The sequence below is a fragment of the Cryobacterium sp. TMB1-7 genome (genome assembly GCF_004402435.1).
Classification (GTDB): Bacteria; Actinomycetota; Actinomycetes; order Actinomycetales; family Microbacteriaceae; genus Cryobacterium; species Cryobacterium zongtaii.
On sequence record NZ_SOFZ01000025.1, the window covers coordinates 125,374 to 149,677 of the forward strand.

At 63.9% G+C, this 24,304-nt stretch carries 24 protein-coding genes and 2 tRNA genes; 11 read left to right on the forward strand and 15 right to left on the reverse strand.

Annotation, left to right across the window (positions count from 1 at the left end; translation table 11 throughout):
• The first annotated feature begins 67 nt into the window (after positions 1-67).
• On the forward strand, positions 68-1,765 hold the full coding sequence (gene pknB / locus E3O60_RS11795) for a Stk1 family PASTA domain-containing Ser/Thr kinase (RefSeq protein ID WP_121678457.1): 1,698 nt from the start codon (positions 68-70) through the stop codon (positions 1,763-1,765).
• A 104-nt stretch (positions 1,766-1,869) separates the two neighbouring features.
• On the opposite strand, the gene E3O60_RS11800 is transcribed toward pknB, so the two are convergent.
• Genes E3O60_RS11800 through E3O60_RS11805 form a run of 3 tightly spaced genes read right to left on the reverse strand, consistent with a single transcriptional unit; the run spans position 1,870 to position 3,513 of the window.
• A complete protein-coding gene (locus E3O60_RS11800) occupies positions 1,870-2,508 on the reverse strand; it encodes an aminodeoxychorismate/anthranilate synthase component II (RefSeq protein WP_088454792.1) in 639 nt (212 codons plus the stop codon).
• On the reverse strand, positions 2,505-2,666 hold the full coding sequence (locus tag E3O60_RS18515) for a hypothetical protein (protein WP_165787924.1): 162 nt from the start codon (positions 2,664-2,666) through the stop codon (positions 2,505-2,507). Before E3O60_RS18515 ends, E3O60_RS11800 begins: the two co-directional genes overlap by 4 nt.
• Positions 2,667-2,712: 46 nt before the next feature.
• Positions 2,713-3,513 (reverse strand): class E sortase, encoded by an 801-nt coding sequence (locus tag E3O60_RS11805; protein ID WP_241993255.1) that lies wholly within the window; start codon positions 3,511-3,513, stop codon positions 2,713-2,715.
• An 85-nt stretch (positions 3,514-3,598) separates the two neighbouring features.
• Between E3O60_RS11805 and E3O60_RS11810 the strand changes: the two genes are divergently transcribed.
• Entirely contained in the window at positions 3,599-3,841 is a 243-nt protein-coding gene (locus E3O60_RS11810) for a cell division protein CrgA (protein ID WP_088454791.1), read from the forward strand.
• 150 nt (positions 3,842-3,991) lie between these two features.
• On the opposite strand, the gene E3O60_RS11815 is transcribed toward E3O60_RS11810, so the two are convergent.
• Both E3O60_RS11815 and E3O60_RS11820 read right to left on the reverse strand, forming a co-directional pair.
• Positions 3,992-4,837, reverse strand: coding sequence for a rhomboid family intramembrane serine protease (locus E3O60_RS11815; protein WP_134408807.1), 846 nt, complete (start codon positions 4,835-4,837; stop codon positions 3,992-3,994).
• A 14-nt stretch (positions 4,838-4,851) separates the two neighbouring features.
• Entirely contained in the window at positions 4,852-5,391 is a 540-nt protein-coding gene (locus tag E3O60_RS11820; RefSeq protein ID WP_088454789.1) for a peptidylprolyl isomerase, read from the reverse strand.
• Positions 5,392-5,514: 123 nt separating this feature from the next.
• Here E3O60_RS11820 and E3O60_RS11825 point away from each other — a divergent pair, with 123 nt between their 5' ends.
• Positions 5,515-6,051 carry a hypothetical protein gene (locus E3O60_RS11825; RefSeq protein WP_088454788.1) on the forward strand — a complete coding sequence of 179 codons (537 nt, stop codon included), beginning with the start codon at positions 5,515-5,517 and terminating at the stop codon, positions 6,049-6,051.
• A gap of 245 nt (positions 6,052-6,296) precedes the next feature.
• On the opposite strand, the gene E3O60_RS11830 is transcribed toward E3O60_RS11825, so the two are convergent.
• From E3O60_RS11830 to dnaA, 10 genes are all read right to left on the reverse strand, one after another.
• Positions 6,297-6,369 (reverse strand) — tRNA-Ala (locus E3O60_RS11830).
• Between the two features lie 87 nt (positions 6,370-6,456).
• Positions 6,457-6,530 (reverse strand) — tRNA-Ile (locus E3O60_RS11835).
• Between the two features lie 84 nt (positions 6,531-6,614).
• Positions 6,615-7,022, reverse strand: a complete 408-nt coding sequence (locus E3O60_RS11840) for a DUF3566 domain-containing protein (RefSeq protein ID WP_088454787.1) — start codon at positions 7,020-7,022, stop codon at positions 6,615-6,617.
• Complete coding sequence (gyrA, locus tag E3O60_RS11845) at positions 7,015-9,507, reverse strand: DNA gyrase subunit A (RefSeq protein WP_241983703.1); 2,493 nt, start codon at positions 9,505-9,507, stop codon at positions 7,015-7,017. Before gyrA ends, E3O60_RS11840 begins: the two co-directional genes overlap by 8 nt.
• 82 nt (positions 9,508-9,589) lie before the next feature.
• Positions 9,590-11,569 carry a DNA topoisomerase (ATP-hydrolyzing) subunit B gene (gene gyrB, locus E3O60_RS11850; RefSeq protein WP_088454786.1) on the reverse strand — a complete coding sequence of 660 codons (1,980 nt, stop codon included), beginning with the start codon at positions 11,567-11,569 and terminating at the stop codon, positions 9,590-9,592.
• 121 nt (positions 11,570-11,690) lie between these two features.
• Positions 11,691-12,179, reverse strand: coding sequence for a DUF721 domain-containing protein (locus E3O60_RS11855; RefSeq protein WP_088454785.1), 489 nt, complete (start codon positions 12,177-12,179; stop codon positions 11,691-11,693).
• Entirely contained in the window at positions 12,172-13,365 is a 1,194-nt protein-coding gene (gene recF / locus E3O60_RS11860) for a DNA replication/repair protein RecF (protein ID WP_103479213.1), read from the reverse strand. Before recF ends, E3O60_RS11855 begins: the two co-directional genes overlap by 8 nt.
• A 6-nt stretch (positions 13,366-13,371) precedes the next feature.
• A complete protein-coding gene (gene gnd / locus E3O60_RS11865; RefSeq protein ID WP_088454783.1) occupies positions 13,372-14,259 on the reverse strand; it encodes a phosphogluconate dehydrogenase (NAD(+)-dependent, decarboxylating) in 888 nt (295 codons plus the stop codon).
• A 43-nt stretch (positions 14,260-14,302) separates the two neighbouring features.
• Positions 14,303-15,451: a DNA polymerase III subunit beta gene (dnaN, locus tag E3O60_RS11870; protein ID WP_088454782.1), complete on the reverse strand. Its 1,149-nt coding sequence runs from the start codon at positions 15,449-15,451 to the stop codon at positions 14,303-14,305.
• Positions 15,452-15,816: 365 nt separating this feature from the next.
• On the reverse strand, positions 15,817-17,238 hold the full coding sequence (gene dnaA / locus E3O60_RS11875) for a chromosomal replication initiator protein DnaA (RefSeq protein ID WP_088454781.1): 1,422 nt from the start codon (positions 17,236-17,238) through the stop codon (positions 15,817-15,819).
• A 393-nt stretch (positions 17,239-17,631) separates the two neighbouring features.
• Here dnaA and rpmH point away from each other — a divergent pair, with 393 nt between their 5' ends.
• From rpmH to E3O60_RS11915, 8 genes are all read left to right on the forward strand, one after another.
• On the forward strand, positions 17,632-17,769 hold the full coding sequence (gene rpmH / locus E3O60_RS11880) for a 50S ribosomal protein L34 (RefSeq protein ID WP_010204566.1): 138 nt from the start codon (positions 17,632-17,634) through the stop codon (positions 17,767-17,769).
• Between the two features lie 8 nt (positions 17,770-17,777).
• Positions 17,778-18,119, forward strand: coding sequence for a ribonuclease P protein component (gene rnpA, locus E3O60_RS11885; RefSeq protein ID WP_088457780.1), 342 nt, complete (start codon positions 17,778-17,780; stop codon positions 18,117-18,119).
• The gene (gene yidD, locus E3O60_RS11890) at positions 18,116-18,448 is read left to right on the forward strand and encodes a membrane protein insertion efficiency factor YidD (protein ID WP_088457779.1); all 333 of its coding nucleotides are present in this window, start codon (positions 18,116-18,118) and stop codon (positions 18,446-18,448) included. The genes rnpA and yidD overlap by 4 nt, the downstream gene beginning before the upstream one ends.
• Complete coding sequence (gene yidC, locus E3O60_RS11895; RefSeq protein ID WP_088457778.1) at positions 18,436-19,410, forward strand: membrane protein insertase YidC; 975 nt, start codon at positions 18,436-18,438, stop codon at positions 19,408-19,410. Before yidD ends, yidC begins: the two co-directional genes overlap by 13 nt.
• A 5-nt stretch (positions 19,411-19,415) precedes the next feature.
• Positions 19,416-19,940, forward strand: coding sequence for a R3H domain-containing nucleic acid-binding protein (locus E3O60_RS11900; protein WP_088457777.1), 525 nt, complete (start codon positions 19,416-19,418; stop codon positions 19,938-19,940).
• Between the two features lie 11 nt (positions 19,941-19,951).
• Positions 19,952-20,581 (forward strand): 16S rRNA (guanine(527)-N(7))-methyltransferase RsmG, encoded by a 630-nt coding sequence (rsmG, locus tag E3O60_RS11905; RefSeq protein WP_088457776.1) that lies wholly within the window; start codon positions 19,952-19,954, stop codon positions 20,579-20,581.
• 87 nt (positions 20,582-20,668) lie between these two features.
• Complete coding sequence (locus E3O60_RS11910; protein ID WP_088457775.1) at positions 20,669-21,607, forward strand: ParA family protein; 939 nt, start codon at positions 20,669-20,671, stop codon at positions 21,605-21,607.
• Positions 21,607-22,647 (forward strand): ParB/RepB/Spo0J family partition protein, encoded by a 1,041-nt coding sequence (locus E3O60_RS11915; protein WP_134498172.1) that lies wholly within the window; start codon positions 21,607-21,609, stop codon positions 22,645-22,647. Before E3O60_RS11910 ends, E3O60_RS11915 begins: the two co-directional genes overlap by 1 nt.
• Positions 22,648-24,304: the final 1,657 nt, after the last annotated feature.

A 24,304-nucleotide genomic window follows, 5' to 3' on the forward strand; every position in this document is an offset into this window, starting at 1 on the left:
CGCCCGCCGGTGCCCACCGGATCTTGACTAAAATGATCAACATTGTCCGCGAGCAGGGAGTTTTGCATTGAGTGATGAGGGCCGTCTGCTTGCTGGTCGATACCGCGTGGGGGCGTCGATCGGCCGCGGAGGCATGTCCGACGTGCACATCGGCACCGACTCCAGGCTCGGCCGCACGGTGGCCATCAAGCTCCTCAAGTCCTCCCTCGCCGCGGACCCCGCCTTCCGCACCCGGTTCCGCCAAGAAGCCCAGGCCGCCGCGCGAATGGCGCACCCGACGATCGTTCGGGTCTTCGACGCCGGCGAAGAAACCATCACCGAGGACAACGGCAACGAATCGCAGATCCCGTTCATCATCATGGAGTTCGTCGACGGGCGTCTGCTCAAGGACATCATCCGTGAGGGTCCGATCGACTCCGTCGAGGCCGTGCGCATCATCGACGGGGTCCTGACCGCCCTGGAGTACTCGCACCGTGCCGGTGTGGTGCACCGGGACATCAAGCCCGGCAACATCATGATAACCAAGGCCGGCCAGGTCAAGGTGATGGACTTCGGTATCGCCCGGGCCATCTCCGACTCCGCCACGACGGTCGCCCAGACCACCGCCATCCTCGGCACCGCCTCGTACTTCTCCCCCGAGCAGGCCAAGGGCGAGTCGGTGGATGCCCGCACCGACCTGTACTCCAGCGGTGTGGTGCTCTTCGAAATGCTTACGGGCCGCCCACCGTTCCGGGGCGACACCCCCGTCGCCGTGGCGTACCAGCATGTCAGCGAAGCCCCGGTCAAGCCCAGCTCCATCAACCCCAAGGTTTCCCCCGCGCTGGATACCGTAGTGGTACACGCCCTGGCCAAGGACCGCTTCGGCCGTTACCAGAGCGCCGTCGAGTTCCGCAACGACGTCGAAACGGCCGGCGCCGGCCACATTCCCGTGAAACGCCCGGCGGACGATGTCGCCGGCGGCCTGTTCGGCGCGCCTCCAGAGGTGGAATCGAGTTCGGAGCTCGCCCTCAAACAGCTTGCCGAAGACCAGACCATGGACCGTACCCAGCGTCGCCCCCCGGTGATCTGGATCTGGGCCGGCATCGTCAGTGTCATCGTCATCGTCATCGCCGTGATGTTCTGGGCGCTGAGTCTCACCCCCAGCAACAACCTGCCCGACACGTCACGCCGGGTTCCGGTCCTCACCGGCTTCAGCTACGACGACGCTCAGGATGCGTTGCTGGAATTGGATCTCGCCGCCACGAAGGCCGAAGAGAGCAGTCCCACCGTGGCCAAGGACGAGGTCATCCGCACCGATCCGCCGTCCGGCACCATCGCACCGCCGGCCACCGTCGTCAAGGTCTACGTGTCGTCTGGCGCTGAGCTTGTCGATATGCCGGATACCACCACGCAGCCGTTCGCTGCGGCCGAACCGTTCCTCACCGAACGCGGCTTCGTGTCTGGCTCGGTGACCACCGAGAACTCTCCGGACGTTCCGGAGGGCATCGTGCTGAAGACCATCCCGGCTCCGGAAGAGAAGACGCCGGTCGGCTCCACGGTGGACTTCACGGTGTCCAGCGGCCTGGTGACCATGCCCAACGTCGTCGGCCAGGCCCTCACCGCGGCCACCGCGCTCCTGCAATCCGACAACACACAACTGGAGTTGGAGCTCGAGCCCGACTACACCTGTGACAGCGCCGACGGCTCACCGGTCACCAAGCAGTCGCTGCCACCCGGCGATGTGCCGCAGAAGTCTGAGGTCGTCCTGATCTACTGCGCCGGCTAACCAGCCGCCAATGCCGCGCAGGCCGTCTCACCGGGTCTCGACAGGCTCGACCTGCACTGGGCACGCCCTCGATCCTGTCCGGACCACCTGAGGCCGCGGAGCCGTCAGTTGAGCTTGAGCATCGGGGTGAGGTGCTTGGCCGTCTCGCGCGCATCGGGCAGGCCGGCCAGCGCCAGCCAGTTGGCCACCATCAGGTAGCCCCCCTCCGTCAGCACCGACTCCGGATGGAACTGCACCCCGAGGATCGGCGCCGAGACGTGCCTCAGTCCCATGATCACTCCGCCCTGGGTGCGCGAGGTCACTACCAGATCGCTGGGGACGGTTCCGTCCACCACGGCCAGGGAGTGGTACCGGGTGGCCGTGAAGGGCTGGGGCACCCCGTCGTAGAACTCGCTGCCGTCGTGAGTGATCTGCGAGGTCTTGCCGTGCATGAGCTCTTCGGCGTTGGTGACTGTCGCACCGAAGGCCTCGGCGATGGCCTGGTGGCCCAGGCACACCCCGAACAACGGCTGATTGGTCGCGAGGGCCGCTTCCACCGCCGCGATCGATACCCCGGCGTCGGACGGCTTGCCGGGGCCGGGGGAGACGAGCACCCCGTCGAACTCGGCGAGGCGGGCGGCCACATCCGCTGCCGGGAAGGCGTCGTTACGCACGACCTCGGTCTCGGCGCCCAGCTCCCGCAGGTATCCGTTGAGGGTGTAGACGAAGCTGTCGTAGTTGTCGATTACAAGGATGCGGGTCATGGGACGCCCACCGTCACTTCCTGGTTGTTGACCATCGTGTCGACCCAGGGAAATACCCAGGTGGCGAGGGAATAGAGCACCGCGGCCAGGAGCACCAGAACGAGCAGGATGCGCACCCAGACCGGTCCGGGCATCAGGCGCCAGATTGCTGCGTACATCGGATGTTCCTTCGGTCTTCTGTGTCGCGGGTGGAGGGAGGGGCCGCTAATCGGCCGGGAGCAGAGTCGCCAGCTCGGCCGGCGGCCCTGCCGAGGTTGGCTGCCAGGACTCGAACACACCGTAGGCGATGATCCGTTCAGCGGTGGACAACAGCGGGTTGCAGGTGGTGAGGGCGATCAGCCGATCCACCGGTGTGCCGTCAGGGTTGTGCGGGACCGGTGCGATGGCCTCGACGGCGCTCGGCGGCACGTACTCCATGTCGCGGAACCTGTAGGTGTAGTAGCCGTCGGCGGTCTGCACGTAGATCGCATCGCCCAGCTGCAGCTCGTTGATCAGGTGCATCCCGCCGCCATTGGCGCTGCGGTGGGAGGCGATCGCGAAGTTACCCACCTCCCCGGGCATTTGGGTGCCCGGGTAGTGGCCGATGCCGAGGTCGGGGCTGTTCAGTACATTGGTGCCGATGCCCTCGGCGATGGTGCGCTTGTAGGTGTCGCCGAAGCGCGGCACGTACAGCACGGCGAAGGCCGTCTGATCACCGGGGGCCGTCGCAACCACGGGATTGCCGAATCCCGTCTCGGCAGCCGGAGCCGGTGCCGGGTCTGGCTTGACGTCTTCGACCCAGCCCTGGCTGATCGACTCCGCCGCACGCGACTGGGAGGCAGCCATCACGGCGTCGTTCCACCAGAGCTGCCAACCCAGGAAGAGCAGCACGAGCACGCCGCCCGTGATCAGCAGTTCACCGAGGACGCCGAACACGCTCACCCGGGGGCGCACCCGCGCCTTCGGCCCGCGAAGGGCTCTCCGCCCGCGCAGGGCCGCAACTTCGGTCTTGGCCGACTCGGTCATGCAGTCGATTCTAATCGGGGCGCACATGGTGATCTGCCGACAGTTCCGGCAGGCCCGCGCAGGCAGTGACGCTAGAATCGCAGGCATGGCACGCACAAATCCCCGAACCAAGCCCGCCCGCCCCGAGGCCCGCGCGGGCGAGGAAGCCCCGAACGCCGTCTGGTTCAAGCCCGTGATGTTCGGTTTCATGCTCATCGGGCTGGCCTGGATCATCGTCTTCTACGTGAGCCAGGGCGCCCTACCCGTCGCAGCGTTCGGATCGTGGAACATCCTCGTCGGTTTCGGGATCGCCTTCATCGGCTTCCTGATGACCACCCGCTGGCGCTGAGCCCGGTTGTTCACCACCCGTTCCGCGTGAATTAACCACCCGTTCGGGTAGTCAATTACAGCAGTGTAATTATCCCCAATGTGGAAACTCCTGTGGATAACTTTCTCCCGGGGTGTGGATAACCCTGGGGAAACTCAGTCGCCGGGCCGCCTAGACGAACAGCTTGGTCAGGCTCAAGGCGACCAACAGGGCAGCGAAACCGCCGATCAGGGCCAACTGCAGGGTCCGCCTACTGCGCTGGCGGGTCTGCACGTAGATCAGGCCGATGACGGCACCGCCGATGAGACCACCCACGTGGGCCTGCCAGGCGACGTTGAGCCCGGGCAGGAAGCCGATCACCAGGTTGATCCCCACCAGGATCAACAGTTGGGTGGCGTTGCCGCCGAGCTTTCGCTGGATGACCAGGAACGCGCCCATCAGGCCGAAGATCGCCCCGGAGGCGCCCACCACGGCCACGCGCGGGTCGGCCAGGAACAGCACGCCCAGTGAACCGGCCAGGCCGCTGAGCAGGTAGAGCGTGAGGAATCGGCCGCGTCCGAGCATCCGCTCGAGGATCTGGCCGAAGATCCACAGGGTGTACATGTTCAGGAGCACGTGGAAGAAGAACCCCGTGGAGTGCACAACAATGCTGGTCAGCATTCGCCACGGTTCGAAGGCGACCGGGTAGGAGTACAGGCCGGCGTAGAGCAGCCGGTTGGTGACATCGAGCCCGGGAACGAGCTGCAGCAGGAAAACCACGACAGTCAGGGCGATGATCGAATAGGTGACCACCGGCTCGCCGGCAGCGGTCATGCGGCCGAGCCGGGTGCGGGCGGCCGACTTGGTGCGGGGCGCGCTCTGGCGTTGCTCGCGCATGCACTCGGGGCAGATGACACCGACGGCGGCCTGGGTCTGGCACTCGGGGCAGATGGTGCGTCCACAGCGCTGACAGAGGATAAAACTCTGCCTGCCCGGATGCCGGTAACAGAAGTTGGCGGCGGTTCCGGGCAGGCTCATGAGCGGGGGTGGTCCTAGACCTGCTCGACGGTGATGCTCTCGATGACGACGTCGGTGAGCGGACGGTCGCGGCCATCGGTCGGCACGGCAGCAAGCTGCTCGACGATCGCACGGGACGCCTCGTCCTCGACGGCGCCGAAGATGCTGTGCTTGCCCTGCAACCAGGTGGTGGGCACGACGGTGATGAAGAACTGCGAACCGTTGGTGCCGCGGCCGCCCTGGATGCCGGCGTTGGCCATGGCGAGGACGTACGGCTGGGTGAAGTCGAGTTCGGGGTTGATCTCGTCGTCGAACTGGAAGCCGGGTCCGCCGGTGCCCTGGCCCAGCGGGTCGCCGGCCTGGATCATGAAGTCCTTGATGATGCGGTGGAAGACGGTGCCGTTGTACAGCGGGTCGTTGGAGGTCTTTCCCGTGGCCGGGTGCTTCCACTCGATTTCGCCGGTGGCGAGGCCGACGAAGTTCTTGACGGTCTTCGGAGCGTGGTTCCCGAAGAGGTTGACCTTGATGGGTCCGAGGGTGGTATTGAGCGTGGCGACGGCAGTGTGCTTAGACATAGGGACAATTCTTGCACAGCAGCTTTATCCGAATCCGTATGCCGGTCAGGCATTCAGAGCGCTCACAGGGTATTCAGTGGCAAGATGGGCAGTGTTCACCACAAGAAACGATGGAGGGTCCAGATGAGCCTGTCACGCAAGCGCCGAAAGGAACTCACTCGTCTGCGCAAGAGCGCGGACGAACTGTGGAGTAATCAGCAGGAAGTTCTCGACCGCGCCAACGAGATTGCACGTGAAGCCGGCCGTCAGGCTGGTGTGCTCACTCGTGAAGAAGTTGTACCCCGCGTTCGCCAGGGATACGAGCACTACCTGCTCCCCGGCGTGCACGCTACCCAAGATTTTGCCGGTGGAGTTCGCCACCAGGTCACTGACAAGGTTCTGCCGGGGATCGGAACCGCACTGGGCACTGTCATGTCGGTGGGGGATATCGCCAAGGACGCGCGCATCGCCGCTCTCAACCGGGTTCGCTTCCAGAAGCCCGTCGTGATTGAGAAGCAGGGTCTGGGCGCGGGCACGTACATCGCCATCGGAGTCGGCATCGCTGCCGCCGCCGGGGTCGCCTACGCCATTTGGCAGACCTTCCGTGCCGACGATGAGTTGTGGGTCTCCGAAGACGAGTCGCTGCTTGACTCGCCGATCGAGAAGTCCTCGGACATCTAGCTCCGGCACTTTACCGAAGAGGGCCCCCGTCATACGACGGGGGCCCTCTTTTGTGCTCCTTCGCCCGACCATACCTTCAACGGCGCTGGGTGCTGGTGTGAGTGGACGCGCATGCCGGCATGGATGCGGGTGGCCCGAGCGCATCCTGCGGTGCACAGAGGCCCACTGAAGCCCACTGGCGGGGCTCGAAGAGGGGACAATCAAAAAACCCCCGGCCGGCAGTGCCGACTGGGGGTTTTCTTCTGTGGAGCCACGGGGAATCGAACCCCGGACCTCCTGCTTGCAAAGCAGGCGCTCTACCAATTGAGCTATGGCCCCGAACCGGATCTTCACGGGTGAGAATCTGGTGGAGATGTAAGGCTATGAAGTACACGGTGTTTACGGACACGGTGTTGAGGTACTGCGTGGGGATACCGGGATTTGAACCTGGGACCTCTTCGTTATCAGCGAAGCGCTCTAACCAACTGAGCTATATCCCCCCATTGGGCAGGTTTCAGACTAACGGAAACTGGCGAAAAGTCCCAATCGAGGCCGCAAGCGACCATCGATTGGGCACACATCCGTCAGTTGTTGGTGAATCCGACGAGCAGGCCTCCGGTGACCTTGACGCTCAGGTTGTATAGTACGGCGAAGATTGCGCCCAGCGCGGTGACGACGACGGTGTTGATGACGGCGACGACCACGGCGAAGCCCATCACGTTGCCGATCGACAGGATCGTCGTGAGCTCGGACGCGCTCCCGGCGATATCCGTGTACAGGGCGTCGATCTGGGTGAAGATGCCGGTTCCATTGAGGACCGTGAAGGTGAGGAACGTGGCGACGATGGTCACCACGGCCAGGCACACGGCGATCAGGAAGGACAGCTTGACGGCCGACCAGAAGTCGATGTACACGAGCTTCAGACGTACCTGCTTGGACGACATTGCACCCCGACTCGACTTTTTGGCCAGTTTCTCGGCAACACTACTCATCTGCTGATTCTACTTTCCCCGAATCAATCTCGGTGGCCGCCTCGATTTCGAGGGCGACCAGATTGCGTTCGGTGTTCTTCGCGATGGCGATGATTCGATCTTCGGTCGCGAACTTTGCAAAAACGACGCCCATGGTATCCCGGCCTTTGGCCGGCACTTCGGCGACGTCAGAGCGTACCACCTTGCCACTGGCAAGGACCACAAGAACCTCGTCCTCCTCGTCGACGATGAGAGAACCGACCAGATCGCCGCGGTCATCGTTCAACTTGGCCACCTTGATGCCCAGTCCGCCGCGGTTTTGCAGGCGGTACTGGTCGGCGGCGGTGCGCTTGGCGTAGCCGCCCTCCGTGACGACGAACACAAACCCGTCGTCGGAGACCACGGACGCGTCCAACAGGGTGTCCTGGCCACGGAAGTGCATACCGATCACGCCGGAGGTGCTGCGGCCCATCGGGCGCAGCGCCTCGTCGGAGGCGGTGAACCGGATGGACATGCCCTTTTTAGACACCAGCAGCAGATCGGAATCCTCGTCGACGAGCAGCGCGGAGACGAGTTCGTCGCCCTCGCGCAGCTTGATCGCGATGATGCCGCCGGTGCGGTTGGTGTCGTACTCGCTGAGCGCGGTCTTCTTGATCAGGCCGTCACGGGTGGCCAGGGTGAGGTACTGGGCCACGCCGTAGTCCCGGATGTCCAGGATCTGGGCGATCTCCTCGCCCGGCTGCAGCGCGAGCAGGTTGGCCACGTGCTGGCCCTTGGCGTCCCGACCGGATTCCTGAGCTTCATAGGCCTTGGCCCGGTAGACCCGGCCGGTGTTCGTGAAGAACAACAGCCAGTGGTGGGTCGTGGTGACGAAGAAGTGCTCGACCACGTCGTCGGCGCGCAGCTGGGCGCCCTTGACGCCCTTGCCGCCGCGGTGCTGGTTGCGGTAGTTGTCGCTGCGGGTGCGCTTGATGTAGCCGCCGCGGGTGACGGTGACCACCATCTCCTCTTCGGGGATGAGGTCCTCGACCGACATGTCGCCGTCGAAGCCGAACATGATCTCGGTGCGGCGGTCGTCACCGAACTTATCGGTGATCTCACCGAGCTCGGTGCTCACGATGGTGCGCTGACGCTCGGGGCTGGCCAGGATCGACTTGAATTCGACGATCTGCAATTCGAGTTCGGCGGCCTGGTCGATGATCTTCTGTCGCTCGAGAGCGGCAAGGCGGCGCAGCTGCATCGTCAGGATGGCGTCGGCCTGGAGCCTGTCGACCGTCAACAGGTCCATCAGACCCTCACGGGCGTCGTCCACGGTGGGGGAGCGGCGGATCAGGGCGATGACCTCGTCGAGCGCGTCGAGCGCCTTGAGGTAGCCGCGCAGGATGTGGGCATCCGCCTCAGCCTTGTTCAACCGGAACTGGGTACGGCGCACGATGACGTCGATCTGGTGCGACACCCAGGCGGTGATGAAGCCGTCCAGGGCCAGGGTGCGCGGGATGCCGTCGACGATCGCGAGCATGTTCGCGCCGAAGTTCTCCTGCAGCGGGGTGTGCTTGTAGAGGTTGTTCAGCACGACCTTGGCCACAGCGTCGCGCTTGAGCACGATAACGAGGCGCTGACCGGTACGGCCGCTGGTCTCGTCGCGGATGTCGGCGATGCCGGTGATCTTGGCGTCCTTGACCAGGTCGGCAATCTTGATCGCCAGGTTGTCCGGGTTCACCTGGTACGGCAGTTCGGTGATCACCAGGCAGGTGCGACCCTGCAGTTCCTCGATGCTCACCACGGCGCGCATCGTGATCGAGCCACGTCCGGTGCGGTAGGCGTCCTGGATGCCCTTGATGCCCAGGATCTGCGCGCCGGTGGGGAAGTCAGGGCCCTTGATGCGCTGGATCAGCGCTTCGAGCAGCTCTTCGCGGCTGGCGTCGGGATTCTCGAGATACCACAGGGCGCCGGCGGCGACCTCGCGCAGGTTGTGCGGCGGGATGTTGGTGGCCATACCGACGGCGATGCCGACGGAGCCGTTCACCAGCAGGTTGGGGAAGCGGGCGGGCAGCACCGTGGGCTCGAGGGTCCGGCCGTCGTAGTTGTCCTGGAAGTCGACGGTGTCTTCGTCGATGTCGCGGACCATTTCGAGGGCCAGCGGAGCCATCTTGGTTTCGGTGTATCGCGGGGCGGCGGCGCCGTCGTTGCCGGGGGAGCCGAAGTTGCCCTGGCCGAGGGCCAGCGGGTACCGCAGGCTCCACGGCTGCACCAGGCGCACGAGTGCGTCGTAGATCGAGGAGTCACCGTGCGGGTGGAACTGGCCCATCACGTCGCCGACCACGCGGGCGCACTTGGAGAACGCCTTGTCGGGGCGGTAGCCGCCGTCGTACATGGCGTAGATCACGCGGCGGTGCACGGGCTTCATGCCGTCACGCACGTCCGGCAACGCGCGCCCGACGATGACGCTCATGGCGTAGTCGAGGTAGGAACGCTGCATTTCCAGCTGCAGGTCGACCTGGTCGATCTTGCCGTGCTGGGTGAGGTGCGCGGCAGCTGCCGCGACGCTGGCCGCGTCGGGGGCTTCCGGCGTGGTGCCTGTGGTGTCGTCAGATGTCAAGGAAACGCACGTCCTTCGCGTTCTTCTGGATGAAGTTGCGTCGGGATTCGACGTCTTCGCCCATCAGGGTGGAGAAAATCTCGTCGGCGGCTGCCGCGTCGTCCAGGGTCACCTGGAGCAGGGTGCGGGACTCGGGAGCCATCGTGGTTTCCCACAGCTCCTTGTAGTCCATCTCACCCAGGCCCTTGTAGCGCTGGATGCCGTTGTCCTTGGGGATCCGCTTGCCGGCGGCCGCGCCGTCGGCGAGCAGGGCGTCCCGCTCCGCATCCGAGTACACGTACTCGTGGGCGGAGTTGGACCACTTGAGTCGGTACAGCGGCGGCTGCGCGAGGTACACGTAGCCGAGGTCGATCAGCGGACGCATGTACCTGAAGAGCAGGGTGAGCAGCAGGGTGGTGATGTGCTGGCCGTCGACATCGGCATCGGCCATCAGCACGATCTTGTGGTAGCGCACCTTGTCCTGGTTGAAGTCTTCACCGATGCCGGCGCCGAACGCCGTGATCATCGCCTGCACTTCGGCGTTGCCGAGGGCACGGTCCAGGCGCGCCTTCTCCACGTTGAGGATCTTGCCGCGCAGGGGCAGGATCGCCTGGGTCTCCGGGTTGCGGCCCTGCACGGCGGAGCCGCCGGCCGAGTCGCCCTCCACGATGAAGATCTCTGAGGCGGCGGGGTCCTTGCTCTGGCAGTCCTTGAGCTTGCCCGGCATGCCGCCACCCTCGAGCAGGCCCTTGCGTCGGGCGGTCTCGCGGGCCTTGCGAGCGGCCATCCGGGCGGTCGCGGCCTGCAGCGACTTGCGGATGATCTCGCGGGCCTGAACCGGGTTGCGGTTGAACCAGTCGGAAAGCTGGTCGCCGACGACCCGCTGCACGAATGCCTTGGCCTCGGTGTTGCCCAGCTTGGTCTTGGTCTGGCCCTCGAACTGCGGTTCGGCGAGCTTGATCGAGACGACGGCGGTGAGGCCTTCGCGCACGTCGTCGCCGGAGAGGTTGTCGTCCTTTTCCTTCAGGATGCCTTTTTCCCGCGCGTACTTGTTCACCAGGGTGGTCAGCGCCGCACGGAAGCCCTCTTCGTGGGTACCGCCCTCGTGGGTGTTGATGGTGTTCGCGTAGGTGTGCACGCTCTCGGTGTACGCGGTGGTCCACTGCATAGCCACTTCGAGGGCGATCTTCTTCTCGGTGTCCTCGAACTCGAAGGAGATGATCTCCTCGTTGACCAGTTCGGCCTTCTTGGCCCGGTTGAGGTAGGCCACGTAGTCCATCAGGCCCTGCTCGTACATGAAGCTGTTGCTGAGCGGCTTGTCCTCGGCGTCCAGGCTGTCCGCACGCTCGTCGGTGAGCGTGAGGCGTAGACCCTTGTTGAGGAACGCCATCTGCTGGAAGCGCGCGCGCAGGGTTTCGTAGTCGAAGACCGTCGTCTCGAAGGTCTCCGAGCTCGGCCAGAAGGTGATCGTGGTCCCGGTCTCGTCGGAGACCTCGTCCTGGTGCAGTGACTCGTTGGGCACACCGTTGTGGAAGCTCTGGCGCCACACATGGCCCTGCCGGCGCACCTCGACCTCGAGGCGGCTGGAGAGCGCGTTGACCACCGAGCTGCCGACGCCGTGGAGTCCTCCGGAGACCGCGTAGCCGCCGCCCCCGAACTTTCCACCGGCGTGCAGCACGGTCAGGACGACCTCGACGGTGGACTTGCCTTCCGCCTTGTGGATATCGACAGGGATACCTCGACCGTTGTCCTGCACGCGCACGGCGCCATCGGGAAGAATACGGATGTCGATGGTGTCGCAATAGCCGGCCAGGGCCTCGTCGACGGAGTTGTCGACGATCTCGTAGACCAGGTGGTGCAGACCGCGTGGACCGGTTGAACCGATGTACATTCCGGGTCGTTTGCGAACAGCTTCGAGGCCTTCGAGAACCTGGATGTCTTCTGCGCCGTAAGCGTGCTGCTCCGGCTCAGTTTTCGGTTCAATTGTCATGTGAAATTGGGCTCCTGACCGTCGCACAGGCGACCCCTCAGCCTACCAAACACCCCAAGCCCCAACGGCCAAAACCGCCGTTTGACGCGTTTTATTCGTAAGGGTGACCTGTTTTGGCTACCTAGCCATAGGTATCGCGTGGACCACGCCCTGGGATTGATCTGGGACCCTTTTTCCAGGAGGGGGCGTTGGGTCCTTGAAAACGAATTGCGGCGATGCCGGCATCCGGGAACTTCTGCATGATCTGAGTCATGATTTCCACCCGCATCATGCGCAGCTGGGTTGCCCACGCCGTCGACTCGCAGTGCACGGTCAGGATGCCCTCGTCGATACCGGCCGGGGTGGAGTGTTTCGCGGTTTCCTCACCGGCGAGTTCGATCCAGGACCCGAGCAGGTCCGACTGGGCCATCGGTGAATTCCAGCCCAGCTGCGCGGTGAGCGAATTGATGGTTTCGCCCAGTCCCCGCGGGTCCCGGCCGGCGCCGAACGGCACGCTGGACCCGATTTGAGGGCTGGCCTTGCGCCTGGCGCGGGTTCGCTTGGCGTTCGGGTCGCCGAAGACATCCTTGAACCGGAGGTAGACCTTGGCGGCTTCACTGTGTTCAGCCACGGACCGTCCCGCTCTCGGCCTCGGGCGCAGCGACCACGGCGCCGGCGTGGATGTGGATGGCGTGGGCAGCGAGCACCGCAGGGACGTCTTCGAAGACGGCGGCCGTGATCAGAACCTGTTCGTAGCCGGTGACGGCTTCGGCGAGGCGCCGGCGGCGAGATTGGTCGAGCTCGGCGAACACATCGTCGAGGATCAGCACCGGGTCACCACTGGACGAATCTCGCCGGAGCAGCTCCGCCGACGCGAGTTTGAGCGCAAGCGCGAAGGACCAGGATTCGCCGTGGCTGGCATAGCCCTTGGCCGGCAGATTGTTGAGTTCGAAGACCAGATCGTCACGGTGCGGTCCGGCCAGGGTCATTCCGCGGTCCAGTTCCTTGCGCCGCAGACCGGCCAGCGCGGTGCGGAAGGTGTCGGCCGTCGCGGAACCTGAGCTCGCACTCGGCGAAGCTGCGGCCGGGGAGGCGGTCTCGTCGGCTTCCTCATCGGCACCGAGAATACTCAGCGACGCGACCAGGTTCGGCCCGTGATCCGCGCCGGCAACCGATTTGTAGGCCTTTTGCAGCGGCGGCATCAGCTCAGCCACCAGATCCGCGCGGGCATCGATGATCTCGGAGCCCAGTGCCACCAGCCGTTCGTCCCAGATATCGAGGGTGCCCAGCTGGGTGGTCTTCAAACCGGAGGCCCTGGCGGACTTGAGCAGGGTATTGCGTTGTTTCAGCACCCGGTCATAGTCGGCAAGCACCCCGGAGAGTCTGGGGCTCCGCAACACCAGCAACTGGTCGAGGAATCGTCGACGACCGGACGGGTCGCCGCGCACCAGGGCAAGGTCTTCCGGTGCGAACAGCACGCTGGAGAAATAGCGGGGAAGTTCCCGGGTCTTGATGACCGACCGGTTGATCTGGGCCCGGTTGAGTCCGGACCGGTTGATCTGCACCTCAGCGAGGATGTCCCGGCCGTTGTACTCAAGGCGTGCGCGGATGATCGCGGACTCTGCGCCGGAGCGCACCATCGCCCCGGTCTGGGACACCCGGTGCGAGCTCAGGGTGCTGAGGAATCCGAGCGCCTCGACCAGATTTGTCTTGCCCTGGCCGTTTCGGCCGACGATCAGGTTGGGTCCGGGGCCGAACGGGACTTCGGCTTGCGCATAGTTGCGGAAGTCAGTGAGGGAGAGGTGTGTGACCCGCACTCGGGATCAGTCTGCCTTCTTTATGGCATGCCCACCGAACTGGTTGCGCAGCGCGGCCACCGCCTTCATGGCCGGGGAATCATCCTGGCGGGAGGCGAACCGGGCGAAGATCGACGCGCTGATCGCGGGCACCGGAACGGCATTGTTGATGGCTTCTTCGATGGTCCAGCGTCCCTCGCCGGAGTCTTCGACGTAGCCTTCGATGTCGCCCAGCTGCGGGTCGTCCTTGAGGGCACGCACCAGGAGTTCGAGCAGCCAGGACCGCACGACGGTGCCGCGCTGCCAGGCCGTGAAAATGCCGGGCACATCCTGGATGAGGTCGTCGCGCTTCTCCAGCAGTTCGTAGCCCTCGGCATAGGCCTGCATCAGCGCGTATTCGATGCCGTTGTGCACCATTTTGGCGTAGTGACCGGCGCCGACCTTGCCGGCGTGCACGAAGCCTTCCTCGCGCGGGCCCTCCGGACGCAGCGCGTCGAAGACCGGCATGGCCGTTTCCACATCGGCGGCGGAACCGCCGACCATGAGGCCGAATCCGTTGGTGAGACCCCAGACCCCACCGGAAACACCGGCGTCGACGTAGTGGATCCCGTTTTCGGCGAGCAGCGCTTCATGGGTGAAGTCGTCGGTGAACCTGGAGTTGCCGCCGTCGATGACCAGGTCGCCGGGGGAGAGCTTCGTGGCCAGGTCCGCGATCACCGCGGTGGTGATGGCTCCGGCCGGAACCATGACCCAGACCAGCCGGGGAGACGGGATCGCCTCGACCAGCTCGGCGGTGCCGGCGACGTCGGAAACCTCGGGATTGCGGTCGTAGCCGGTGACGGTCAGACCGGCGGCGCGCAGGCGGTCGCGCATGTTGGCGCCCATTTTGCCCAGGCCGACGATTCCGATGTGCATGGCAGTCCTTCGTGGTTCGTGTCGTGCTGGTGAGGCCGGCGGGTTAGCGCAGGAGCAGGTTCGGCTGCAGCAGGTACCGGTAGCTGTCGGCGCCCGGCTGCTCGCGCGACGTCTGGCTCGTGATGAGCACGGGTCCCGGCTTGTTGGGGTTCTCGGTCTTGGTGAAAGAGATGCGCACGAACTCGGAGTGCACGGCGCCGAGGCCGTCCAGCAGGAACTGCGGTTTGAGAGAGACGACGGTGTCGCCGCCGGCGAGGATCGCGTCGATGGTCTCAGAGGCCTGGGCCTGCTCCGAGCCGATGGCCTCGAGGGTGAGACCGTCGGACGTGAAGCTGAACCGCAGGGCCGCCTCCCGCTCCAGCACCAGCTGCACGCGGCGGGTGGCCTCGATCAGTTCGGCGGTGTTCATCACGGCGTAGTTGTCGACGTTGTCCGGGAACAGGCGACGCACCGGCGGGTAGTTGCCCTTGATCAGCAGCGACGTGACGGTTTTCTTGTCCGCGGTGAAGGCGATCAGTTCGCGGTCGTCGGTGTTGGTGATGGCCACCGAGATCGTGCCGCTGTGGCCGAAGGTCTTACCGACCTCCTGCAGGGTCCGTGCCGGCACCAGGGCCGTGATCGGTTCCTGGGCCTGGTTGGCTCCCGGGTCCCAGTCGATCTCGCGAACGGCGACACGGTACCGGTCGGTGGCGACGAGGCTGATGCTGTTCTCGGTGATCTGCAGCTGTACGCCGGTGATCACCGGGGTGACGTCATCGCGGGATGCGGCGACAGCGACCTGCGAGACTGCCGCGGCGAATTCCTCGGCGGGTACCAGGCCGGATTGGGCGCTGACCTGGGGAATACTTGGATATTCCTCTACCGGCATAGACAGGAGGGTGAAGTTCGCGGTACCGCAGCTCACGGTGATCCGGGACTCGTTGGTGGAAAACCGCACCGGAGCGTTCGGCATCCGGCTGGCGATCTCGGCCAGAAGGCGTCCGGAGACGAGCACCTTGCCGGTCTCTTCGACATCGGCGGCGATCTCGGTCTGGGCCGACACTTCGTAGTCGAACGAGGACAGGATCAGGCCGGTCTCTGTCGCTTCGATTAAGACGCCGCTCAAAATGGGCAGGGTGGTGCGTTGGGGAAGGAGCTTGACAGCGAAAGATACGGCTTCGCTGAAGACATCCCGATTGGCCTGAAATCTCACGAAGTCACTCCTGTCGGTGGAGACCTGGATACGGCCTCAATGCTAGTCGGGTTTATCCGCTGCCCATTTCTTGTGAGCCTCGGCGAGTAAAGGTTGTTGGACCTGGAGCTAATGAAGTTAATCGTTAATCTTCTTAACCGCTGTGGAAACTGTGGATAACTCGGTGGATAGCGCTCAGCGACTGGGAACTACAAACTTGTAACTTGTGGACGCCCTGTGAGCGGTAAGCCCAATGAATGACACGAACTTGTTTCTGTAATTCCGAGTTTTCACAAGCGAGCCGTGCGTTTCTACAGATTGTGCCAAGTTGTCCGGGCAGTTTCCACAGGGTTATCCACAGGTACGAAACACAAAAAAATTTTCTCTTACTTGTAGCGGTGATCCTGCTTGATGCGGTTTGTCAGTTCCGTCACCTGGTTGTAGATGGATCGGCGTTCCTTCATGAGCTCGCTGATCTTCTTGTTCGCGTACATCACCGTCGTGTGGTCGCGGTTGCCGAACAGCTGGCCGATCTTGGGGAGCGAGAGATTCGTCAGTTCCCGGCACAGGTACATTGCGATCTGTCGTGCGGTGGCCACAGCCTGCGAACGTGACGAACCGTACAGGTCGTCGACGGTGAGCTTGAAGTAGTCCGCGGTGTTCGTGATGATGTCCACCGGAGCGATCACGTTGTCCTCGTCGAGGGTGATCACGTCCTTCAACACCGTCTGCACGAGGTTCATGTCCACCGGGGTGCGGTTCAGGCTCGCGAACGCGGTGACCCGGATCAGGGTGCCCTCGAGTTCACGGATGTTCGACGACACCTTCGACGCCATGAACTCGAGAATGTCGTGCGGAACCTGCAGCTTCTCGCTCTGCGCCTTCTTGCGGAGGATCGCGATGCGGGTCTCCAGGTCAGGAGCCTGGACATCCGTGATCAGGCCCCACTCGAAGCGCGACCGCATGCGGTCTTCAAACCCGGTGAGGGCCTTCGGCGGCAGGTCGCTGGTGATGACGACCTGTTTGTTGTGATCGTGCAGGGTGTTGAAGGTGTGGAAGAACGCTTCCTGGGTCTCCGCCTTGCCCTGCAGGAACTGGATGTCGTCGATCATCAGGATGTCGATGTTGCGGTACCGGTTCTGGAAGGCGGAGCCGCGGTTGTTGGCAATCGAGTTGATGAAGTCGTTGGTGAATTCCTCGCTACTGACGTAGCGCACACGGATGCCCGGATACAGACTCATCGCGTAGTGGCCGATGGCGTGCAGCAGGTGGGTCTTGCCCAGGCCGGAGGAACCGTAGATGAAGAGCGGGTTGTACGCCTTGGCCGGAGCCTCGGCCACGGCGACGGCCGCGGCATGTGCGAACCGGTTGGACTGTCCGATGACGAAGTTGTCGAAACTGTACTTGGAGTTCAGCCGGGTGTCGTGGGGGCGCTCAGGGGGAGTGCTTTCGAAAACCGACTGCGGCGTGGCCGGCGTCTCGATGTCAGGCTGGCGTTCGATGGGTTCCTGAACCGGACGCAGGGACTCCTGCTCGAGCTCGGGATTGACCACGACGTAGAACGTGGTGACAGCGACCGATTCGCTGAGCTGGCCCATGGCCGTGAGAAGGGGAACCCGCATGCGCACGTTGAGCATGCTCGCGGTGAACTCGTTCGGGACTTCCAGGTAGAAGGTGCCGGCCGCGATGCCTTTGGGCTCGACCAGGTTCAGGAAGCCGTACAGCATCGGAGTGACCGTGTCGTCCGACTCCAGAATGGTCAGAACTGACCGCCATGTCTCGCTGATGGGCTGTTCCCCGTCTGGCATGGTTTCCCACAATCTTCATCTGTACGTTTGCCGCCCTGAGAGAGCCTTCGCGGGTGGACACAGAATGCCCATCGGACGATTCATCCACAACGTTATCCACCGCCTGTGGGCAAATAACAACTGGATTCTCAGGGTTTACCCACAACCTGTGGATAACTTGTCCTCACGGTAGTCAATGACCGGCGGTCAGGCCAAATTAGCTTGAAGATTGCCAGCGTGTCTGTACCGGAAATGGGAATTCAATGGGCAGAATCGAACGTTTGGGCGTCGTCAGTTTGACCACGGGCGAGCGAAGCCGTAGTTTTAATCAGTTGACCCCAGCCCGTGGGCTACCTCACTCTTTCCCGGCCGCTCGTTTTGGCCTGCGGAGATCCAATACGTGGAGATTGAACAATGAGCAAGAGAACGTTCCAGCCGAACAACCGTCGTCGCGCGAAGGTGCACGGTTTCCGTCTTCGTATGCGCACCCGCGCCGGACGCGCCATCCTCGGTGCTCGTCGTCGCAAGGGTCGCACCGAACTCTCCGCGTAAGACCTCCCGTGCTCGCTCACGCCAATCGCATCACGAGCGGGAGCGACTATAAGGCTGTCGTTCGACGAGGTGTGCGGGTCGTCGGCCCGCACACTGTGGCGTACCTCCGCCGCAACCCAGAACCCACCCCGGTGCGGTTCGGGTTCATCGTCGCCAAGAACGTGGGCGGCGCGGTGGTTCGAAACCGCGTGCGTCGTCGTTTGAAAGCGGCAAGCTTCGATCTCCTTCCTGGCGTTCCCGCCGGGACGGAGATCGTTTTTCGCGCACTGCCGACATCTGTGCACGCCAGCTGGCCCGATCTTGTGGCCGAGCTGTCGACTGCACTGGTCAAGGGGCAGCGCGCGAGATGAACAGGGTGATCCTCACGTTGGTATTGCTGCCCCGAAATCTCGGGGTAGCGCTCCTGCGGGTCTATCGCGCAGTAATCTCACCGTTGTACGGCGATGTTTGCCGGTACTACCCCTCGTGTTCGGCGTACGCCCTCGGCGCCGTCCAAGAATATGGCCTGATCGTCGGCTCTTTTTTCGCCGCACGTCGGGTCTTGCGTTGTCATCCTTGGGCTGAGGGCGGAATCGATGATGTTCCCCTGAAACGACACCGTCGCTACACCGTGACGTCGTTTGGATTTGTAGTTCCTTTAGCCACGGAAAGGGCTGACCCGCACGTATGGACCTCATAGGTACTATCCTCTGGCCGCTGAAGTGGGCCGTTGAGCTTCTGCTCGTCGCCTTCCACTGGTTGTTCTCCAACCTCGGCATGGGCTACAACGACGGCATCACCTGGGTGCTGTCCATCGTTGGCCTGGTCCTCGTGGTGCGAGCTGCGCTGATCCCCATCTTCGTGAAGCAGATCAAGAGCCAGCGCAAGATGCTCGAGGTCGCGCCGCAGCTGAAAAAGATCCAGGACAAGTACAAGGGCAAGAAGGACCAGTTCTCCCGAGAGGCCATGTCCCGCGAGACCATGGAGCTGTACAAGCGCACCGGGACCAACCCGCTCGCCTCGTGCCTGCCCCTGCTCCTGCAGATGCCGATCTTCTTTGCCCTGTTCTCGGTGCTCAACGACGCTCAGCGCTCCAACGCCGGCGTCGGCCCCCTCAACCAGGCCCTGGCGACCAGCTTCGGCAATGCCAACCTGTTCGGCGTTGCCCCGCTGCACGACACGTTCGCCCAGCAGTGGACGCTGTGGACCTCCGGAGCGGACTTCAACCTCTCCGTCATGATCATCGCGGCCACCATGGTCGTCCTGATGACCGCGTCGCAGTTCATCACCCAGCTGCAGATCGTCTCCAAGAACATGTCGCCGGAGACCAAGGCCAGCCCGATGTTCAAGCAGCAGAAGATCATGCTGTACCTGCTGCCCCTGGTCTTCGCCTTCTCCGGTGTGGCCTTCCCGCTCGGCGTGATGTTCTACTGGCTCACCTCGAACATCTGGACCATGGCCCAGCAGTTCCTCGTCATTCGCAACATGCCCACACCGGGCAGTGAGGCCGCCAAGGCCCGCGAAGAGCGGCTCGCCCGCAAGGGCAAACTCATCGCAACCGACGGAGACGTCATCATTGTCGACGAGCCCAAGAAGCCGGCCCAGCGCCAGCAGCCCGTTGGCAAGAACCGTGCCAAGAAGCAGACCGGCCCCAAGAAGTAAGAGGGATGGACATCGTGACTGAGAACACCGACGTGATCAACGCGGATGCCGCGTCCGACGCCGCGCCCACCATCGGCCAGCTGGAGCAGGAAGGCGACATCGCAGCGGACTACATTGAAGAGTTCCTGGATATCTGCGACCTCGACGGTGACATCGACATCGATGCCCGGAACGGACGGGCCTACCTGTCGGTGAATTCGGTTGACCCGCAGAACCTGCGCCTGCTGTCCAAGCCCGACACCGTGAACGCCCTGCAGGAGCTCACCCGACTGGCCGTGCAGAACAAGACCGGGTCGTTCTCCAGGCTGATCCTCGACATCGGCGGATCCCGCGAGGCCCGCGAGGCCGAGCTGACCGACCTCGTCGGCCACGCCATCGAGCGCATCGAAGGCGGCGCAACGGAGGCTTCCCTCCCCCCGATGTCGTCCTACGAGCGCAAGCTCGTGCACGACATCGTTTCGGAGCGCGGATACGTCTCCGAGTCCCTGGGCGAAGGTCGCGACCGTCACACCGTCATCACGGCAGCGTAGCCACACCGAGTATGACTGAGACCCTCGAGGCCGAGCCCGCCGTTGCAGCTGGACTCTTCGGTGACCGCATCGAGGTCGCCCGAGAGTTCACCAGGCACCTCGCCGAGCAGGGGGAGGAGCTCGGCCTGATCGGTCCGCTCGAACTTCCCCGGTTGTGGAGCCGGCACATCCTGAATTGCGTCGTGGTAGCACCACTCCTGAAGCCCGGCCTGGTCGGCGACGTGGGATCGGGCGCCGGGCTGCCGGGTCTGGTGCTGGCGATCGCGCGGCCCGATGTCTCGTTCGTGCTCATCGAGCCGATGGAACGCCGAGTGGCGTGGTTGACCGGCCAGATCGCCGCACTCGGCCTCACCAACGCACGGGTGCAGCGGGCCCGCGCCGAAGACATCCGTCTGGATACGCCCCTGGATCAGGTCACCGCCCGCGCTGTGAGCGCGTTCAAGACCCTGATTCCCCTCACGGCCCCACTGTTGCGTTCCGGCGGTGAACTCGTGCTGATGAAGGGCGCGGGTGCCGCGGGGGAGATCGCCAACGCCGCCAAGCCGATCAAGAAGTTCCGCCTGCGCGATGTGGAGGTCCTCACCCTCGGCGAGGGTGTGCTGGAGGACGTCACGCGGGTCATTAAGGCTACAGTGGACTAGTCCCCGGCAACATCCGCGCAACATGGGCGGAGAACTCCGGGGCACCCTTTCGGGTGGCTCATCAACCGTCGAACGCAAAGGTTTCACGTGAAACATCCCGGCGAAGACCAGCAGACCGGCACTCCCGGTTCCGGCGTCGACAACAGCACCCCCCTGGCGCGGGAGATCTCGGATCTGACCCGCCGCCGTCAGGTGATCGCCGCCGAGAGGCTACCCAAGCCCGAGAGCACCCGGGTGATCACCATCTCCAATCAGAAGGGTGGGGTGGGCAAGACCACCACCGCCGTCAACCTGGCCGCCGCGTTGGCCCGCCAGGGTGCGCGTGTTCTCGTGATCGACCTGGACCCGCAGGGCAACGCCTCCACCGCGCTCGGTGTGGAGCACCGCGCCGAGACCTCGAGTGTTTACGACGTCATCATCAATGACTTGCCGATGGTGGACGTTGTGCAGAAGAGCCCGGAGTTCGGGGCGCTGTACTGTGTACCGGCGACCATCCACCTGGCCGGCGCAGAGATCGAACTCGTTTCGCTCGTTGCCCGGGAACAGCGACTGCGTCGCGCCCTGGACCTGCACATCAAGGAGATGGCGGACCCCTACGACTACGTCTTCATCGACTGCCCGCCGTCCCTCGGGCTCCTCACGATCAATGCGTTCGTCGCCGCTCGGGAGGTTCTCATCCCGATTCAGTGCGAGTACTACGCGCTGGAGGGACTGAGTCAGCTGTTGAAGAACATCGAGCTGATCGAGAAGCACCTGAACCCGCAACTCATCGTCTCGACGATCCTGCTCACCATGTACGACAGCCGCACGAACCTCGCGAACCAGGTGGCGCAAGATGTGCGCGATCACTTCCCGAAACAGGTGCTGGACACACTGATTCCGCGCTCGGTGCGGGTTTCTGAGGCGCCCAGCTACGGTCAGAGCGTCATCAGCTACGACCTCAACTCGGCAGGATCGCTCTCCTACCTCGAAGCAGCCGCAGAAATCGCCCGTCGGGGCGTTCCACGAACAGGAGATGCGCAGTAATGGCGAAACGTACAGGGCTCGGCCGCGGTATCGGTTCGCTCATTCCCGTGCAGGACAACCCGTCACAGGCCCGGCCCGTCGACGTCTTCTTCCCGTACAACGAGGTCCCGCACGCCGAGGGCACCGCCGGCGCCTCCCCGGTGCCCGGCTCTGCGTCGACGTCTTCCGCAGGTTCGGCTTCGACGGCGACGATCGAGGCGGCCGACGAGACCACTGTTGAGCTTCTTCCGGTTCCCGGGGCGCGCCTTGCGCATTTGAATCCGGCCGACATCGTGCCCAATGCCGTGCAGCCGCGCAGCGTTTTCGACGAGGACGACCTGGCCGAACTCGTGCACAGCATTCGCGAAGTCGGAGTGCTGCAGCCCATCGTCGTGCGTCCGCTCCTGGAACAGCCGGGCAAGTACGAACTCGTCATGGGGGAGCGGCGCCTGCGCGCCACCAAGGAAGTCGGCCTCGACAGCATCCCGGCGATCGTGCGGGATACCGCTGACATCGACATGCTCCGCGACGCGCTGCTGGAGAACCTGCACCGCGCGCAGCTGAACCCGCTCGAAGAAGCGTCCGCGTACCAGCAGCTGCTGTCGGACTTCGACATCACCCAGGAAGAGCTGGCCAGCCGCATCGGTAGGTCGCGCCCGCAGATCACCAACACCCTGCGCCTGTTGAAGCTGCCGGAGGCCGTGCAGCTTCGTGTGGCGGCCGGCGTACTGTCGGCTGGTCATGCGCGAGCAGTGCTGTCAGTGGGGGACACCGAGGGCATGTTGCGCCTCGCAGACAAGATCGTCAACGAGGACCTGTCGGTGCGGGCGGCTGAGGCCGCAGCCGCTGCCGGACCCAAACCCGTTGTCGTGAAACCCGCACCCGGAAAGCGACAGGGACATCTCAACGAGATCGCCGAACACCTCGGAGACCGCCTCGATACCCGCGTGAAAATCAATCTGGGCGCACGAAAAGGCCAGATCACAGTTGATTTCGCTACGATCGGCGACCTGAACCGCATCCTCGGCGTACTCGGGGAACCCGGCTTCGGAGCCAACTAGCCGGGCACTGTTTCACGTGAAACATTCGGTGTGGGACGAGGTAGGCCTGCCAAACGGCGGGTCTCGCTGATCGAGGTGAGCGAGGTTCCCTACTGATTCCGGGCGCACTCGCCCGCGGTGGTCCTCGCTGATTGAGCATGTGGACATCAGATTTCCGGGTCCTGACAGCTTGGCTCCTGGCCCCCCCTTCCAGGCCTCGATGACTGACTTGGTTGATGTTCGAATCCGAGGGTCTCGCACGCTCACCCACAGCCGGGCCTCGCTGATTGCGCTTGTCGAAATCAGGCCTGGGCCTGTCGACGAGTCCGATCCAACGGGGGTCCCCGGGATTGAGCCTGTCGAAGTCGGATCCTCGATGCTCCTGAGCCCGAACCGCGCGGCCGGCAGTCATCGGTTTACGCGATTTTGAGCTCATCTGGGGCGTTGAGAGGGCGACTGTGGCGCGACGAGCCGGCATTTGCGCAGCTGACAAGCGGAGTAGCGGCCTTACGATGGCTCTCAGGGCCGTCAATTCGCGCCAATCTGGCGGGAAAATCGCCTACTGGAGCCCCTTCGTGGCGAGATACCGGGTGGCCGGTGGTTGACGAACCCTGGCTCACGACGGGAATGCCGTCGAGTTTCTTGTTTCACGTGAAACATCTGCAGCGCGTGGTGTCGACGGGCTTGACCAACGACGAGGGTGCGACGCGCATGCCATGGCTGCTCCTTCGAGTCGGGTTGACTGGGCGTCCCGAATTCACGGTGCCCCGTGCGAGGAAGCGACTCTTCAGGTCTCACCCACCCGCTTGAGAGTTCTGACATCAGTTTCACTGGGCCGACTAGCATGACGCGCACTGCTCAGCGCTCACCGTGACCGACTCCTGGCCCAATTCCGGACGCTCGTAAGACGATCGTGGCGTCGCCGGGCTGTCTTTGGCCGTCCGAAAGCGGGGGAGTGGCCGTTCGATGGCTCACGTGTCGGGTTTACGTCAAACGGCCCGGAATTGCGCCAGCAGGACCTGCTCCGAGCGTTGTTTCACGTGAAACACTGGCCGTGTCGGGACTCGATAGGCACGACCCCCGAATTGGCATGCAACATGTGTGTTCTGGCCGGAGCACGTCGGGTGGATCTGGCGGTGCCCGCGGCTCGGGACTTCTGGCTGTCTCCTGTCTCGTCAAGCCCGGCCCACGTGCGTCCGGAGTGCATCCCCTGGCGTTGGGATCGTCCCCACCGCTCAGTGAGGGTGTCGGGGATTGACGCGGGAGACGTAACGGGCCCTGACTCGCTTGCTTCAGCCCGTCGGGGTTCGACTCCCGCGTCTGGATAGGCCCAGCCGGCTCCATGCTTGGTTGATTGAACATGTCGACGTCAAGTTTCTGGCACTAATGAGTACGAACGATCCCGCCAGGGGAGCGGCCGCAAGAGGAGACTTCAGAGAGCTGTTTCAGCGAAAATAGAGGCGAATTCGGTGGCCAGGGCGGATGCGCCGTCGGAAGCTACCGCCTCTCCGGCCCGGTGTTTCACGTGAAACATGTCTCGCCTAGGGTCTCAGTAGGCTCGACCGGCGAGGTGGTTGCGGCCTGCGCGTCAGGGTCTGGAATGCGCACCCACGGTTGATTCTGGTTGTCGAAAGCGGGATTCCGGTGTCAATGGGCTGCACGCGAGCGCATACAACGG

Bases quoted from the DNA above. Each gene is read 5' to 3' on its own strand.
- E3O60_RS11840 (WP_088454787.1), bottom strand. From the start codon at position 7,022: ATGAGTAGTGTTGCCGAGAAACTGGCCAAAAAGTCGAGTCGGGGTGCA.
- yidD (WP_088457779.1), top strand. From the start codon at position 18,116: ATGAACAGGGTGATCCTCACGTTGGTATTGCTGCCCCGAAATCTCGGG.
- rsmG (WP_088457776.1), top strand. From the start codon at position 19,952: ATGACTGAGACCCTCGAGGCCGAGCCCGCCGTTGCAGCTGGACTCTTC.
- E3O60_RS11825 (WP_088454788.1), top strand. From the start codon at position 5,515: ATGAGCCTGTCACGCAAGCGCCGAAAGGAACTCACTCGTCTGCGCAAG.
- dnaA (WP_088454781.1), bottom strand. From the start codon at position 17,238: ATGCCAGACGGGGAACAGCCCATCAGCGAGACATGGCGGTCAGTTCTG.
- E3O60_RS11900 (WP_088457777.1), top strand. From the start codon at position 19,416: ATGGACATCGTGACTGAGAACACCGACGTGATCAACGCGGATGCCGCG.
- gyrB (WP_088454786.1), bottom strand. From the start codon at position 11,569: ATGACAATTGAACCGAAAACTGAGCCGGAGCAGCACGCTTACGGCGCA.
- rpmH (WP_010204566.1), top strand. From the start codon at position 17,632: ATGAGCAAGAGAACGTTCCAGCCGAACAACCGTCGTCGCGCGAAGGTG.
- E3O60_RS18515 (WP_165787924.1), bottom strand. From the start codon at position 2,666: ATGTACGCAGCAATCTGGCGCCTGATGCCCGGACCGGTCTGGGTGCGC.
- yidC (WP_088457778.1), top strand. From the start codon at position 18,436: ATGGACCTCATAGGTACTATCCTCTGGCCGCTGAAGTGGGCCGTTGAG.
- gnd (WP_088454783.1), bottom strand. From the start codon at position 14,259: ATGCACATCGGAATCGTCGGCCTGGGCAAAATGGGCGCCAACATGCGC.
- E3O60_RS11820 (WP_088454789.1), bottom strand. From the start codon at position 5,391: ATGTCTAAGCACACTGCCGTCGCCACGCTCAATACCACCCTCGGACCC.
- E3O60_RS11805 (WP_241993255.1), bottom strand. From the start codon at position 3,513: ATGACCGAGTCGGCCAAGACCGAAGTTGCGGCCCTGCGCGGGCGGAGA.
- E3O60_RS11815 (WP_134408807.1), bottom strand. From the start codon at position 4,837: ATGAGCCTGCCCGGAACCGCCGCCAACTTCTGTTACCGGCATCCGGGC.
- E3O60_RS11800 (WP_088454792.1), bottom strand. From the start codon at position 2,508: ATGACCCGCATCCTTGTAATCGACAACTACGACAGCTTCGTCTACACC.
- E3O60_RS11915 (WP_134498172.1), top strand. From the start codon at position 21,607: ATGGCGAAACGTACAGGGCTCGGCCGCGGTATCGGTTCGCTCATTCCC.
- E3O60_RS11810 (WP_088454791.1), top strand. From the start codon at position 3,599: ATGGCACGCACAAATCCCCGAACCAAGCCCGCCCGCCCCGAGGCCCGC.